We start from the raw sequence: 14,120 nt of genomic DNA on the forward strand, positions 1-14,120 counted from the left end.
CAGGGATTGCCCGGTGTGGGCAGCCGGGATCAGAAGATCCAGCCCAGCGCCTGGACGCCGAGCCAGCAGACGATGGTGAGCACCGCCGTGGCGAAGATGCAGCCGGCGACGGTCAGCCCGACGCCCCAGGCCATCACCCGGTTGTCGTGCTCGACGAGGCCGAGCGCCATGACGATATTGCCGAAGGCAGGTGGGCCGTTGGTGCCTGGCCCCGGCAGGATCAGCATCAGCGCCACATAGGCGGTGAGCCAGCCGAAGATGCGGTCGCCGAAGGGCGAGGTGAAGAAGCCCGGCCGCGGCCGCACATAAGTCTCGATCCGCGCCATCCACTTGGAGTCGCCGGCGGTCAGCCGCAGCAGGTCCGTCCGCTTCACGCTCTGCCGGGCGATGAAGGCCGGCAGCTTCGGCGTCCGTCGCCCGAGCCCCATCTGGATGCCGAGCAGCAGCACCGGCAGGCCGAAGACCGAGGCCATGCCCGGCAGCAGCGAGGGCAGCAGCAGCAGCAGGATCAGGAGTCCGAAGGCGCGGTCACCGAAGGCCTCGGCCATCTCGCCGAGGGTGATGCGCTCGCCCGGGAACCGCGCGGCCACCTCCGCCACGATGCGGGAGATGGGGGCACCTGCCCCATGCGCGCAGCTTTCCTTGGCCGGCAGGCCGACCGGCGGCGCGTCGAGGTGTCCATCCATGTGCGGTCAGTGGTCCCTTCGATCCCAGACGTCGTGAGAAGCCCAGCCCGCCACCCAATTGAGGAAGGGTGTGTCACGGCAGCCGCATCCTAGGGAAAGAATGCGCATCATGCACCGGGATTTTCGCGCGAAGCTGGACACCGGTGCGTGCCCGGCACGGTTACGCTCCGGTGAAGGCAGGCTTGCGCTTCTCCATGAAGGCGCGCCGGCCCTCGCGGTAGTCGCTGCTGTCGAAGCAGGCGGCCATGGCGGCCTGAAGCTTCGCCATGTCCCGCTCCGACCGGTCCATCAGCACGGCCTTCACCGTCTGCTTGTTGGTGCCGAGGGAGAGTGGGGCATTCGCGGCCATGGTCGCGGCCAGCTTCGCCACTGTCTCCTCCAGCTGGTCCACGGGGACGACCTTGTTCACGAGGCCCATCCGCTCTGCCTCGCGGGCGTCGAAGCGCTCGCCGGTCATCAGGATCATATGGGCATGGGCCGGGCCGACGAGGTCCACCAGGGCGCGGACCATGTCGAAGCCATAGGCGATGCCGAGCTTCGCTGCCGGGATGCCGAACTGGCTGTCCTCGGACGCGATGCGGATATCTGTCGACATGGCGATGCCCAGGCCGCCGCCCATGCAGAAGCCCCTGATCTGCGCGATCACCGGCTTGCGATAGGCGGCGAGCTTGGCGCGGCCCGCGCTGGTCAGCTTCTCGTATTCGCGTTGGGCATCGGCATTGGCGCGGTTCTTCTCGAACTGGCTGATATCGGCGCCCGAGACGAAGGCCTTGTCGCCTGCGCCCTGGAGGATGACGCAGCGCACCGCCGCATCCTCGGCGAAGAGGTCGAGCGCCTCGGCCATGCCGTTCCACATGTCGACCGACATGGCGTTGCGCTTCTCGGGCTGGTTGAACACCACCCGGCCGACGCCCCCCTCGCTACTGGCGAGGATCTTCCCTGCGGCGAATTCCATTTGGCTCATCCGAGCGCCCCCTTGGCCTTCAGCTCTTCGATCTCAGCCTCGGAGAGCCCGGCCTCGGCCAGGATCTCCGCCCCATGCTCGCCGAGCGCCGGCACGTCGCGGTAGACGCCGGTCTCCAGCCCTTCGATGTTCAGCGGGTTGGCGACGACATTGATGTTGCCCCGGCTGCGATGGTGCATCGGCATCGCCATCTCCAGGTGCTGCACCTGCGGGTCGGCGAAGACCTCGGCGATGTCGTTGACCGGGCCGCAGGGGATGCCGGCCTCCTCCAGCCGCTCGATCCACCATTCGCTCGGCTGGGTGCGGGTGACCTCGGCGATGGTGGCGTTCACCCGCGCGCGGTCCTTGCTGCGGCCCCCGGGCGTCTGCCATTCCGGCACCGCGAGCCATTCCTCATGGCCGGCCGCCTTGCAGAAATTGGTCCAGAGCTTGGGCGTGGAGGCGGCGATGTTGATCGGCTTGTCGGAGGTCGGGAAGACGCCCATCGGGATGTTGACGGGATGGTCGTTGCCCGCCTGGCCAGCCACCTCGCCATCCATCAGGTAGCGGCTGGCCTGGAAGTCCAGCATGAAAACTTGGGCTTCGAGCAGCGAGGTGTGGACATAGCCGCCGCGCCCCGTCCGCTCCCGGTCGAAGAGCTTCAGCATGATGCCGAAGGCCAGCAGGTTGCCCGCCGTCAGGTCGTTGATGGGAATGCCGACGCGCATCGGCCCGCGCCCCGGCTCGCCGGTGATGCTCATCAACCCGCCCATGCCCTGGGCGATCTGGTCCACGCCGCCGCGCTTGGAATAGGGCCCCGTCTGGCCGAAGCCGGAGATCGAGGCATAGACCAGCCGCGGATTGAGCGGAGCCAGGTCTTCATAGGCGATCTTCAGACGGTGCTTCACCTGCATCCGCATGTTCTCGACGACGACATCGGCGGTCGCCGCGAGCTTGAGGAAGGCGGCATGGCCGGCCGGGTTCTTGAGGTCGAGGGCGATGCCGCGCTTGTTGCGGTGGAGGTTCACGCTGTCGAACCCGTCGCGCGCGCCGGCCAGCGCGTCGGCGGTGCTCGGCGGCTCGATGCGGATGACGTCGGCACCCCAGTCGGCCAGGTGCCGCACGCAGGTCGGGCCGGCCCGGGCCAGGGTCAGGTCCAGCACGCGGATGCCGGCGAGCGGCAGCCGGGTCTCGGCCATCAGCTTCGGGTCGATCGGACTTTCGGGCATCGGCGTTCCTCCCCGCGGTCGGAGGAGACTAGGCCGGGTTCGTCGGCAGGGCCAGGGCAGGGGAGGCTGGGCGTGCCTGCCGCGCCTGCCCCTCGGGGCAGAGGTCGAGCAGCACGCAGCGTCCGCAGGCCGGTCCGCGGAAAAAGCAGCAGCGCTGGCCGTGGCGCATCATCATCTGGTGGTTGTCGTAGAACTGCTGCGCGTCCCACTCCGCCGGCAGCTGCGCCGCCAGCACCGCATGCGACGGCCCGACAGGCAAGGTGGCGGGGATCAGCCCGAGCCGCGCCGCCACCCGGTGGTGATGGCTGTCGACCGGCAGGGCCCGCCGCCGCAGGTTGCTGAAGGAGAGCACGGCCGCCGCCGTCTTCGGCCCGACGCCGGGCAGGGCGGCAAGCCAGGCCTCCGCCTCCACATCATCCATCGCTTCGAGATGCGAGAGGTCGAGGCTGCCGCGCCGTTCGGTCAGCGCCCGCAGCGTCCGTTGCAGCGCGGGCGCCTTGGCCTCGGGCCAGGTGACGCCGGCGATGGCGGCTTCCACCGCGGCGACCGGGGCGTCCCGCACTGCCTCCCACTCGGGGAAGGTCCGGCGCAGGCTCTCATAGGCCCGGGCGCTGTCGCGGTTCTTGGTCCGGTGCGAGAGCAGGGAGGAGACCAGCTCCGAGACCGGGTCGAGGGCGTGGAAGTAGTTCACCGGGCACCCGTATTCGGCGCAGAGCAGCCGGTGCGCCTCCAGCGCCAGGGCACATTTCGTGGGATCGGGCAAAAGGGACCGGGCCATCGCCTCAAAACGGCCATGGCCCGCGCCGGATGCCTATTCCGGCTGGAAATTCGCTGCCCGGAGCAGCGCCGTGTTCCGCCGGAGATCCGACTCGATATAGGCGGCGAACTCGGCCGGGCTCTCCTGCACTGGCTCGAAGCCAAGCTCGGTCAGCCGCTGCACCACGGCCGGCTCCGCCATTCCGTCGCGCAGTGCCGCATTCATCCGTCCGACGATCTCCGCCGGCATGCCTCTCGGCCCCCAGGCGCCATACCAGGAGAAGAATTCCAGTCCGGGCATCCCGACCTCCGCCACGGTCGGAATCTCGGGCGCAATGGGGCTTCGCGCCGCGCGGGTGATGGCCAGGGCCCGCACCTGCCCGCCGCGCGCCAGCGGCAGGGTGGCGAGAATCGGGTCCAGCATCAGCTGGACGTTGCCCGCCGCAATGTCGGCCAGCGCCGGCGCCGAGCCGCGATAGGGCACCATCGGGATGTCGAGCCCCGCCCGCCGGTTGAACTCGATGGAGGCGAGGTGCCCCGCCGCCCCGAGCGCCGAGACGCCGAAGCTCCAGGCGCCGGGTGATCGCCTCGCCGCCTCCACCACCGCCGGGATACTCGCCTCGGGCCGCCCCGGGTTGGTCACCAGCAACAACGGTCCCTGCCCGGTGCGGGCGATGGGGGTGAAGTCCGCCACCGGGTCATAGGGGACGCTCTTCAACACCTGGCGTCCCATGACATGGACCGATGCCGTGAGCAGGATCGTGGTGCCGTCCGGTGCCGCCTGGGCGACCGCCGCGCCGCCGACGGTGCCGCTGCCGCCCGGCCGGTTCTCCGGCACCACGGGCACGCCGAGCCGTTCGGAGAGCTTCTGCGCCGCCAGCCGCGACATCGCATCCGTCGCGCCGCCGGGCGTGTAGGGGATGACGGCGCGGATCGGCCGGTTCGGCCAGGGAGACTGGGCGAGCGCCGGGCTGGCGAGCAGGGGTAGCGTCAGCAGCGTGCGGCGTCGCATCGGCGGAAGGGCCTTCATAGTGCGGCGCACACTATAGAAGTGTCGTTCCGCCCCGCGCTATGGCTGCGGGATGGAGCCCGTGGACCTCGCCCTCTGCCTCGCCATCGATGTCTCGGCGAGCGTCAATTACGACGAGTTCGGCCTGATGATCGGCGGCCTCGCCGGGGCCTTCCGGGAGCCCGACATCGCCGCCGCCTGCGCCGCCGGCCCGCGCGGCGCCATCGCGGCCTGCGCCCTGTTCTGGTCGGTTGGCAGTGATCTGGCCGTGCCCTGGGCCCGCATCGACGGGCCTGCCGCCGCCGAGGCCATGGCCGTCGCACTGGAGAATGCCCCGCGCCTGCCCGGCCCCGGCGCCACGGCGTTGGGCGATGGGATGGCGGCGGGCCTCGCCCTGCTCGCCCGCTGCCCGGCCGAGGCAACGCGCCTCGCCCTCGACGTCTCCGGGGATGGACGGAACAACCGCGGGCGGGAGCCGGGGCCGGTGCGCGATATCGGCGTGGCGGCCGGCGTCACCATCAATGGCCTCGCGGTGCTGAACGAGGAGCCGGACCTGCTGGAGCACTACCGCGCCGAGGTGATCGGCGGGCCGGGGAGCTTCGCCATGGCTTGCCCGGACTATGCCGCCTTCGCCGCCGCGATGCGGGAAAAGCTGCGACGGGAAATCGGCGGCCTTCTGTTGTCGCGGGCGGATCGGGTATACATCACCAAGGCTTGAAGGTGCTTGTTCATGTTGCTGCTGATCCCCGGCCCGGTGCAGACCCGTCCCGAGACCCGCGCCGCCATGGCCCAGGACATCGCCCCCTGGGACAACGATTTCCGCCCGGTCTATGCCGAGATCCGCGAGCGCGTCCGCGCCATCGCCGGGGGGCAGGAGGGGGTGCATGCCACCCTGCCGCTGCAGGGCTGTGGGCACTTCATCATGGAGGCGGCGATCCGCACCTTCATCCCGGCCGGCGGCAAGGTGCTGATCCCGCAGAATGGCGCCTATGCCGACCGCGCCGTGCGCCTCGCCACGGAATGCGGCCGACAGGTCGTCGCCCTGCCGGGACCTGATACCCGGCCAGTCACGGGAGAGGAGATCGACACGGCGCTGGCCGCCGACCCCGCCATCACCCACGTCGCCGTGGTGCATCACGAGACGGGCAGCGGCATGGTGAACGACCCGGAGGTGATCGGCCCCGTGGTCCGCAAGCATGGCCGGCGGCTGATCCTCGATAGCGTCTCCGCCTTCGGCGCGCTGCCGGTCGACCTCTCGGCGCATCCGGAGATCGACGTGGTGCTCTTCACCTCGGGCAAGTGCCTCGAGGGGCTGCCCGGCATCGGCTTCGCGGTCGCGCGGGTCGACAGCGTGACGGCGGCGGCGGGCAATGCCGGCTCCTGGTCCTTCGACCTCTCGGATATCTACCAGCATGCGCTGCGTGCCGGGTGGGGCAGCTTCCGCTTCACTCCACCTGTCCAGGCGCTGATGGCCTTCCGCACCGCGCTCGACCTCTACGATGCCGAGGGTGGCCAACCCGCCCGCCTCGCCCGCTACCGTGAGAACGCCCGCATCCTGTACGATGGGCTACGCGGCATGGGCCTCACGCCCTATCTGGAGCCGCGGCACCAGGGGCCGGTGATCGTCACCACCCACCAGCCGGCCGATCCGCACTTCGCGCTGCAGCCCTTCGTCGATGCGCTGAAGGCGCGAGGCGTGCTGATCAGCAACTTCCACAATACCACGGTGCCGACCTTCCGCATCGGCTGCATCGGCGCCGTCACGCCGGAGGACATGCGCCGTGCCGTTGCTGCGATCGGCGGCGCGCTGGAAGACCTCGGCGTGCGGCAGCGCGAGGCGGCGTGAACCGCCTCGTGCGTGGCCTGCCTCAGAAGCGGTAGCGCACCGAGGCGCCGACCACCCAGGGGTCGAGATTGACCCGGGCATGCACAAGCCCGGAATTCACGCTCGCCTCCGGCCGCAGGATCAGCTTCTTCATGTCGATATTCGCCAGCCAGTGCGGGGAAACCTCGTAATCGAGGCCGGCATTGAAGGCGAAGCCGGGCGCGGTATCGACCACCACCCGCCGCACTGGCGCCGTCCGGCTGCCGCCCTCGCCGTAGAAGAAGCTGACATTGATGCCGGCGCCGACATAGGGGCTGATCCGCGCCTGCGGGAAGGGGTGGTATTGCAGGGTCAGCGTCGGCGGCAGCACCCAGACATGGCCGAGATTGAGGTTACCGAGTGCCGAGCCGCGCACGCTGACATCATGCTGCGTGCTCGCTGCGATCAGGTTCAGCGAGACATTCGGCACCATGAAATAGGTGAGGTCGAGTTGCGGGCTCGCGCTGTTGCTCGCGCGCGGATGCCCGCCGATGGCGTCGACATGCCCGCCATTGCTCGGCAGCACGCCGATGGCGCCGAGCCCCACCACGATATCGCCAGCCTGCTTGCCGCGCACGCCGTCCTCGGCCTGCGCCACGCCCATCATCGCTGCCAGCGCCGCAGCAGCCGCCAGCCCAACCGTCCTCGCCATCGCAGTCACATCCATCCCTGGCGGCCCATGCCGCGCGGGCGGACCCTAGGCGCCGCAGCGGAAACGTGCCTTGCGCGGAATCAATTCTTTTTCTTGGCGGCCTTGCCGACGCGCTGGCCGGCCGCGGCCATCGCATCGAGGCGCCCGGGCAACTCCGCCTTGATCGCCGGCCGGCGGTCCTTTTCCTTCTTCCAGTGCTTCTTGTCCTTGCGGGTCATGCCGCAGCCGAGGCACCAGCCGGTTTCCTCGTCGTATTTGCAGATATCGATGCAGGGGCTCGCCATGCCGGTCATATAGGGCCGCCATCCCGCTTGCAGGAGCGCGGCCGGGACGATAAGCGCGATCATCCAGCCGGAAGGGACAACGCGCATGGCAACCGACCTCGAAATCGCGCGTGCCGCGACCCTCCGCCCGATCGGTGAGATCGCCGCACGCGCCGGCATCCCGGACGAGGCGCTGATCCCCTACGGTAAGCACAAGGCGAAGGTGGACCTGCCCTTCCTGCGCAGCCAGGCAGCGAAGCCGGCGGGCCGCCTCGTCCTCGTCACCGGCATCAGCCCGACGCCCGCCGGCGAGGGCAAGACCACGACCACCATCGGCCTCGGCGACGCGCTGAACGCGCTCGGCACCCGCACCATGATCTGCCTGCGCGAGCCTTCGCTCGGCCCCTGCTTTGGCGTCAAGGGTGGCGCCACCGGCGGCGGCCATGCCCAGGTGGCGCCGATGGAGGAGATCAACCTCCACTTCACCGGCGACTTCCACGCCATCACCTCGGCCAACAACCTACTGGCCGCGATGATCGACAACCACATCTACTGGGGCAACGCGCTCAACATCGATGAGCGCCGCATCACCTGGCGCCGGGCGATGGATATGAACGACCGCGCTTTACGCGGCATCGTCAACTCGCTCGGCGGCGTCGCCAACGGCTATCCGCGCGAGGATGCATTCGACATCACCGTCGCCTCGGAGGTGATGGCGATCTTCTGCCTTGCGACCGACCTCGACGACCTGCAGGCGCGGCTCGGGCGCATCATCGTCGGCAGCACGCGCGAGGGGAAGCCGGTGACGGCGCGCGACATCAAGGCGGACGGCGCCATGGCGGCGCTGCTGCGCGATGCCTTCGCGCCCAATCTGGTGCAGACGCTGGCGGGCTCGCCCGCGCTCGTGCATGGCGGGCCCTTCGCCAATATCGCGCATGGCTGCAACAGCGTCGCCGCGACGAAGCTTGGGCTCTCGCTCGCAGAGGTTGTGGTGACGGAGGCCGGCTTCGGCGCGGATCTCGGTGCCGAGAAATTCCTCGACATTAAATGCACCTCCGCCGGCATCGCGCCTGCTGCCTGCGTCGTTGTTGCGACGGTGCGCGCATTGAAGATGCATGGCGGCGTGGCGAAGGCCGATCTCGGTCGCGAAGATGTCGGCGCGTTGAGGCGCAGTGTCGTCAACCTTGCCCGCCATGTCGAGAACATGCAGAAATTCGGGCTTAGTGTGGTTGTGGCCTTGAACGCCTTCACAACCGACACGGGTGACGAGATCGCCGCCGTGCAGGAGGCGATGGCTGCGCTCGGCACCGAAGCGGTGCTCTGCACGCACTGGGCCGATGGCGCAGCCGGCGCCGCCGATCTCGCCCGCGCAGTGCTGCGGCGGATGGAGGCCGGCGCGTCGCGCTTCGCCCCGCTCTATCCGCCCGAGTTGCCGCTCGAGCAGAAGCTCCGCCGCATCGCCGGCGAGATCTACCGCGCCGCCGATGTTCAAGTCCCTGTCAGCGTCGCGGCCAAATTGCGCCGCTTCGAGGAGATGGGTTTCGGCCATGTCCCGGTCTGCGTGGCAAAAACGCAGTACAGCTTCAGCGCCGACCCGACCCTGATGGGCGCGCCGAGCGGGCATGTGCTGCCGGTGCGCGACGTGCGGCTTTCCGCAGGCGCCGGATTCGTCGTCGCGATCTGCGGCGAGATCATGACGATGCCGGGCCTGCCGCGCCGTCCGGCAGCGGAATCCATCGGTCTCGATGCCGATGGCGCCATCGATGGGCTCTTTTGACACACGCCCCACGCAAGCGTGCATGCGAAGGGACGTGGGTACACGCAAGGGTGTCTCATCCCGTTCCCACCCCGGTCCAGGCTTCGGTTAGTGTCCGCCCCCATCGACGGCTGACGCTGCGCAGGGGATGACGGGGACCGCATGCAGGAGGAGGATAGCGCGAACGGGACGGAGGCCTTCGCGACTGCGATCGCCGCCGAGATTCCCCGCCTGCGCCGCTTCGCCCGCGTGCTCGCACGCGGCGGCGATGCGGCCGACGATCTGGTGCAGGAGACGCTGCTGCGCGCCATCTCGGCCCGCGAGCAGTTCGAACCGGGGACCAATCTTCGTGCCTGGCTCTTCACCATCCTTCGTCATGCGCGGGCGGCCAATCTCCGCCGCGCCTCGCGTAGCCCGATCATGGAAGCGGAGACGCTGCCCGAATCCCCCGTCTCGGGCGGCCAGGAGGAGCGGCAGGCGATGCGCGATGTCGCCACCGCCTTCCGCAAGCTCGCCCGCATTCATCGCGAGGCGCTCTGGCTGGTGGTGGTGGAGGGGCTGGATTATGCCGAGGCGGCGCGCATCCTGAACGTGCCACCTGGCACGTTGCGCTCTCGCCTGTCCCGGGCGCGGGAAGCTTTGCGTGAAGGCATCGGCGGCAGCCCGAACGACTTCGCCTCGGAAGGCGAGGAAGGTTAGCCGCCAGGTTTTCCGCGTAGTATCTCGATCAACCGCAGAGGCACTGGCGCTTCCAATATCCAGTCATGCGACTTGTGAAGCTCCCGCCGCAACAGGTCGTCGAGTTGCTCGTCATCCATCCTCGTCGCCTGGACAGAGCGTGGACGGGATGTCGTCATGGCGGTCTGCATCTCAGGGGTAAGCTTTTGCGCAGCGGATGGTTCCACCTGCGGGCCATCGACGGAGGGTGGCTTGCTCGGCATCGGGAAACCGCGGTTGAGGCCCGGGCGGGCCGCCGGGGATCATCCCCAACCTATGGGTGAAGTTGCGGCATCGCAAGCACTGAGATGTGACTGTGTTTAACGCGCATCGAAGCGTGATATGAAAGCTACATTGCCCACCTGCGCAGCCCCTCGCAAAGTGCGGCGATGCCCTCAGACCCTTCCGCGCTGCTTCAGTCAGGCGCCGCGCGCCACGCCGCGGGCGACTTGGCCGGCGCCGAGCATTTCTACCGGCAGGTGCTGAAGCGCCGCCCGCAGGATGCCAATGCGCATAACCTGCTCGGCGTATTGGCGCGGCAGCGCGGCGATGTCGCCGGCGCGCTTCGCCACACCGAGCGTGCTCTCGCCGTAGCGCCGGAGCAGGCGGCTTTCCTGGCCAATCGTGGCGCCGCTCTGGCCGAGGCCGGCCGCTTGCCGGAAGCCATCGCCATGCTCCGGGCCGCTCTCGCCCGCCGGCCGGAGGATGCGGTGGCGCTGCGCAATCTTGGCCAAGCCCTTTGTGCCCTGGGAGACCCGCAAGCCGCCCTGGCGCCATTGGAGGCCGCCACTAGGCTAGCACCCGGCGTGCCGGAGCCGCTGCTCGCCCTCGCCCATGCCAGGCGCGAGGCCGGCGACAAGGCTGGCGCTGCCGAGGCCGCCCGCGTGGCTCTCACCACGGCCGATGCGACGCTGGCCGAGCAGGTCCGCTTCCTCCTCGCCGCCCTTGGCGAGGATGATGCCCCGATCCGTGCGCCCGCCGCCTATGTACGTGACCTCTTCGATCAATTCGCGCCGCGTTTCGAGACGGAGCTTATGGATCGCCTCGGCTATCGCACGCCGGAGCTTCTGGCGGCGCTGCTGACGGAGGCCGGCATCGCCCCACGCCGTACTCTGCGGGTGCTCGATCTCGGTTGCGGCACCGGCCTCTCGGGCCTGGCGCTGGCGCCTTTCGCCCGCCGGCTCGAGGGCCTCGACCTCTCGCCGCGCATGCTGGCCGAAGCTCGTCGCCGGCCGCTCTACGATGCGCTGCACGAGGCAGACCTGCTGGAGTGGCTGCCGACGCGGCCGGCGGCCTTCGATCTCATCGCCGCGGCCGACGTGCTGAATTATCTCGGCGACCTCGCTCCGGCACTTGCTGCCATCGCCGCGGCGCTCACCCCCGGCGGCCATGTCGCCTTCTCGGTCGAGGCGGGGGAGGGGGCGCCCTTCGCCTTGGCCGAGGCGATGCGCTACCGCCACGACCCGGTGCATGTCGCCGGCCTTGCCACCGCCGCCGGCCTCACCCTCGTCGCGCAGCGCGCCGGGGTGTTGCGGATGGAGCGCGGCGCCCCGGTCGAGGGCGCCCTGTTCCTGCTCAGCCGATGATCCGCGCCTCGGCCAGGATGCGGCGCATCCGCTCGGTGTCGACGGCGCCGGCATCAACGGCGGCGATGGCCTTGGCCTCCGCCGCCCGCACCGCGTCCAGCCCCTCCGCCACCGCCTCCGCCTGATCGAGCGGTACGACGACCACGCCATCCGCATCGCCGACGACGATGTCGCCGCTGTGCACCGCCAGCCCGCCACAGGTGACGGGTGCCCCGACCGTGCCAGGCCCGTTCGCCGCCGGCGAGGTCGGCACTACCGCGGCGGTGAAGACCGGCAGACCGGTCGCCAGGATGCCGGCCTTGTCCCGCGCCGCGCCCTCGGTGACGAAGGCGGCGATGCCCTTGTTCTTCATCATGCCGGCGACGATGTCGCCGATCGCCGCCGCGCCGAGATAGGCATCGTTCGCTACGACGATCACGTCGCCCGCTTCCGCCTCGCCCAAGGCGCCATAGACGCCGACGATATCCGCTGGATAGGCGAAGGCTGTCAGCGCCGGGCCGACGAAGGCAGCATTGGCGGGATCGAGCGGCTTGACCGCCCAATGCATCGCCCCACGCCCGGCCATCACATCGACCAGATGCGAAGTCTGCGCCCCGCGGAACCGCTCGAGCAGGGCAGGGGAAGGGCGCTGGTGCCCGCGATGGATGGTCAGCAGCGGCGGGTTGTCGAGCATCGGGTCCTCCCTGGATGGACCGGCAGCTTCACCCTGCAGCGCTACTCCGCATAGATCATCTTCCGTGTCATGCCGCCATCGGAGAGGAATTCCGCCCCGGTGACGAAGCCGCTCTCCGGCCCGACCAGCCAGGCGACGAGAGCCGCCACATCCTCCGGCCGCCCGACGCGCCCGGCCGGGTGCTGCGCATGGTCCTCCGGGCGCAGCGCCTCGCCCTTGGTGTCGATCCAGCCCGGGCTCACGCAATTCACGCGCACCTCTGGCCCGAGGCTGATGGCGAGGGCATGGGTCAGCGCCATCAGGCCGCCCTTGGAGGCGCTGTAGCTCTCCGTATTTGCTTCCGACTGGTGCGCCCGAGTCGAGGCGATGGTGACGATGGCGCCACGTGCCGGCCGCAGCATCGTCTCGGCCGCCCGCGCCAGAAGGAAGGCGCTGGTGAGATTGGTGCCGAGCACGGCATTCCATTCGCCGAGGCTCAGCTCGCGGATCGGCTTGCGGATCATGAAGCCGGCATTGCAGACGAGGGCGTCGAGCCGGCCTTCCGCCTGCGCAATCCCCTCCACCAGGCGTCCGACCGCGGCCTCATCCGCTACATCGGCCTCGACGAGGCGACCCGGTACGTCCTCGGCCCCCTCACGGTCCGCGACCACCACCCGCCAGCCATCCGCTGCCAGCCGCGCCGCGACCGCCCGGCCGATGCCGCGGGCACCGCCCGTCACCAGCGCTACGCGCCGATCCTGCTCCATCGCCATCCTCCTGCTTCGGCCCTTATCCTCCCGCCGGGACGAGGGAGGAATCATCCATGGCTGCACCGCTGCTCTTCACGCCGATGACCATTCGCGGCGTGACGCTGAAGAACCGCATCGTGGTCGCGCCGATGCATCAATATGCCGCCAACCGGGGCTATGCGACGGATTGGCACCTCATGAATGCCGGCCGCTACGCCGCCGGCGGCGCGGGCCTTGTCATCATGGAGAGCACCAAGGTCGAGCGGCGCGGTTGCGGCACCCATGGCGATCTCGGCCTCTGGGAGGATGGGCAGATTCCGGGCCTCGCCCGCTGCGCGGCCTTCATCAAGGCGCAGAATGCCGTGCCCGGCCTGCAACTCGGCCATTCCGGGCGCAAGGCGCGGCGCTTCCGCCCCTGGGAGGGCGGCGGCCCGCTGCCGATCGAGGCGGCGGAGGATGAATGGGAGCTCGTCGCCCCCTCCGCCCTCGCCAGCCCGGAGAGCGACCCGCTGCCGCGCGCGCTGACCCGCGCCGAGGTGCAGGACCTTATCCAGCGCTGGGCGGATGCCGCCCGCCGTGCCGACGCGGCCGGCATCGAGGTGCTCGAGATCCATGGCGCGCATGGCTATCTGATCCACCAATTCCTCTCGCCCTTCAGCAACCTCCGCAACGACGAGTATGGCGGCAGCGAGCAGGGCCGCATGCGCTTCTGCCTGGAGGTGGTGGAGGCGGTGCGCGCCGTCTGGCCGGCGGATAAGCCGCTCTTCCTCCGCCTCTCGGTCGAGGACGATGCGGGCTGGGACGTGGCGCAATCCGCCCGCCTCGCGGCGCTGGCGAAGCCGCTTGGCGTCGATGTGGTTGATTGCTCCTCGGGCGGCATGCGCGGCGCCCCCGTGGTTGGCACCGGGCCGATCACCTATGGCTACCAGGTGCCCTATGCCGAACGGCTGCGGCGCGAGGCTGGCATCGCCACCATGGCCGTCGGCCTCATCGTCCATGCCGACCAGGCGGAGGGCATCCTCCAGCGCGGCGAGGCGGACCTCGTCGCCCTGGCGCGGGAGCTGCTTTACAATCCGAACTGGCCGATGGACGCCGCACAGAAGCTCGGCGCCGACCCCCGCTTCGCCCTGGTCCCGCCCGCCCAGTCCTACTGGCTGGAGAAGCGTGCCCGGCAGGTGAAGGAACTCGTGCCAAGCACCTGGCGGGAGGGGTTGGGCGGATAGGGAGCGGCAGGGTCCCTCGCGCATCCGGCGCGGGT

The 14,120-nt window shown here is 69.8% G+C and carries 15 protein-coding genes; 6 read left to right on the top strand and 9 right to left on the bottom strand.

Features of this window, described 5'->3' with window-relative positions; translation table 11 throughout:
* Nucleotides 1-29: 29 nt before the first annotated feature.
* The 5 genes from EP26_RS07815 to EP26_RS36750 form a co-directional block, all read right to left on the bottom strand.
* Complete coding sequence (locus EP26_RS07815; protein WP_084112386.1) at nucleotides 30-686, bottom strand: exopolysaccharide biosynthesis protein; 657 nt, start codon at nucleotides 684-686, stop codon at nucleotides 30-32.
* Nucleotides 687-846: 160 nt separating this feature from the next.
* Nucleotides 847-1,641 (bottom strand): enoyl-CoA hydratase, encoded by a 795-nt coding sequence (locus EP26_RS07820; RefSeq protein ID WP_245624320.1) that lies wholly within the window; start codon nucleotides 1,639-1,641, stop codon nucleotides 847-849.
* Between the two features lie 5 nt (nucleotides 1,642-1,646).
* The gene (locus EP26_RS07825; protein WP_245624321.1) at nucleotides 1,647-2,858 is read right to left on the bottom strand and encodes a CaiB/BaiF CoA transferase family protein; all 1,212 of its coding nucleotides are present in this window, start codon (nucleotides 2,856-2,858) and stop codon (nucleotides 1,647-1,649) included.
* Nucleotides 2,859-2,886: 28 nt separating this feature from the next.
* Nucleotides 2,887-3,621, bottom strand: coding sequence for an endonuclease III domain-containing protein (locus EP26_RS36745; protein WP_043337743.1), 735 nt, complete (start codon nucleotides 3,619-3,621; stop codon nucleotides 2,887-2,889).
* Between the two features lie 48 nt (nucleotides 3,622-3,669).
* On the bottom strand, nucleotides 3,670-4,626 hold the full coding sequence (locus EP26_RS36750; RefSeq protein ID WP_052388949.1) for a Bug family tripartite tricarboxylate transporter substrate binding protein: 957 nt from the start codon (nucleotides 4,624-4,626) through the stop codon (nucleotides 3,670-3,672).
* Nucleotides 4,627-4,696: 70 nt separating this feature from the next.
* Between EP26_RS36750 and EP26_RS07840 the strand changes: the two genes are divergently transcribed.
* Together EP26_RS07840 and EP26_RS07845 are read left to right on the top strand one after the other, a co-directional pair.
* Entirely contained in the window at nucleotides 4,697-5,341 is a 645-nt protein-coding gene (locus EP26_RS07840; RefSeq protein ID WP_043337623.1) for a DUF1194 domain-containing protein, read from the top strand.
* Nucleotides 5,342-5,353: 12 nt separating this feature from the next.
* Complete coding sequence (locus EP26_RS07845; RefSeq protein WP_043337624.1) at nucleotides 5,354-6,469, top strand: 2-aminoethylphosphonate--pyruvate transaminase; 1,116 nt, start codon at nucleotides 5,354-5,356, stop codon at nucleotides 6,467-6,469.
* Between the two features lie 22 nt (nucleotides 6,470-6,491).
* Here the strand turns inward: EP26_RS07845 and EP26_RS07850 are convergent, their stop codons facing one another.
* Nucleotides 6,492-7,139 carry an OmpW/AlkL family protein gene (locus tag EP26_RS07850; protein ID WP_245624322.1) on the bottom strand — a complete coding sequence of 216 codons (648 nt, stop codon included), beginning with the start codon at nucleotides 7,137-7,139 and terminating at the stop codon, nucleotides 6,492-6,494.
* Nucleotides 7,140-7,219: 80 nt separating this feature from the next.
* Nucleotides 7,220-7,510 carry a DUF1289 domain-containing protein gene (locus tag EP26_RS07855; RefSeq protein ID WP_245624323.1) on the bottom strand — a complete coding sequence of 97 codons (291 nt, stop codon included), beginning with the start codon at nucleotides 7,508-7,510 and terminating at the stop codon, nucleotides 7,220-7,222.
* Between EP26_RS07855 and EP26_RS07860 the strand changes: the two genes are divergently transcribed.
* From EP26_RS07860 to EP26_RS07870, 3 genes are all read left to right on the top strand, one after another.
* Nucleotides 7,509-9,179 (top strand): formate--tetrahydrofolate ligase, encoded by a 1,671-nt coding sequence (locus EP26_RS07860; RefSeq protein WP_043337626.1) that lies wholly within the window; start codon nucleotides 7,509-7,511, stop codon nucleotides 9,177-9,179. The two genes, EP26_RS07855 and EP26_RS07860, sit on opposite strands and share 2 nt — an antisense overlap.
* Nucleotides 9,180-9,320: 141 nt before the next feature.
* On the top strand, nucleotides 9,321-9,857 hold the full coding sequence (locus tag EP26_RS07865; RefSeq protein ID WP_052388931.1) for an RNA polymerase sigma factor: 537 nt from the start codon (nucleotides 9,321-9,323) through the stop codon (nucleotides 9,855-9,857).
* Nucleotides 9,858-10,264: 407 nt separating this feature from the next.
* Nucleotides 10,265-11,461 (top strand): tetratricopeptide repeat protein, encoded by a 1,197-nt coding sequence (locus EP26_RS07870; protein WP_043337627.1) that lies wholly within the window; start codon nucleotides 10,265-10,267, stop codon nucleotides 11,459-11,461.
* Here the strand turns inward: EP26_RS07870 and EP26_RS07875 are convergent.
* Together EP26_RS07875 and EP26_RS07880 are read right to left on the bottom strand one after the other, a co-directional pair.
* Nucleotides 11,451-12,134, bottom strand: a complete 684-nt coding sequence (locus EP26_RS07875) for an RraA family protein (RefSeq protein WP_043337629.1) — start codon at nucleotides 12,132-12,134, stop codon at nucleotides 11,451-11,453. The two genes, EP26_RS07870 and EP26_RS07875, sit on opposite strands and share 11 nt — an antisense overlap.
* A gap of 41 nt (nucleotides 12,135-12,175) precedes the next feature.
* Entirely contained in the window at nucleotides 12,176-12,880 is a 705-nt protein-coding gene (locus tag EP26_RS07880) for an SDR family oxidoreductase (RefSeq protein ID WP_043337750.1), read from the bottom strand.
* A 56-nt stretch (nucleotides 12,881-12,936) separates the two neighbouring features.
* Between EP26_RS07880 and EP26_RS07885 the strand changes: the two genes are divergently transcribed.
* Nucleotides 12,937-14,085 carry an NADH:flavin oxidoreductase/NADH oxidase gene (locus tag EP26_RS07885; protein ID WP_043337630.1) on the top strand — a complete coding sequence of 383 codons (1,149 nt, stop codon included), beginning with the start codon at nucleotides 12,937-12,939 and terminating at the stop codon, nucleotides 14,083-14,085.
* The last annotated feature ends 35 nt before the right edge of the window (nucleotides 14,086-14,120 follow it).

Source organism: Belnapia moabensis DSM 16746, from assembly GCF_000745835.1.
GTDB lineage: Bacteria > Pseudomonadota > Alphaproteobacteria > Acetobacterales > Acetobacteraceae > Belnapia > Belnapia moabensis.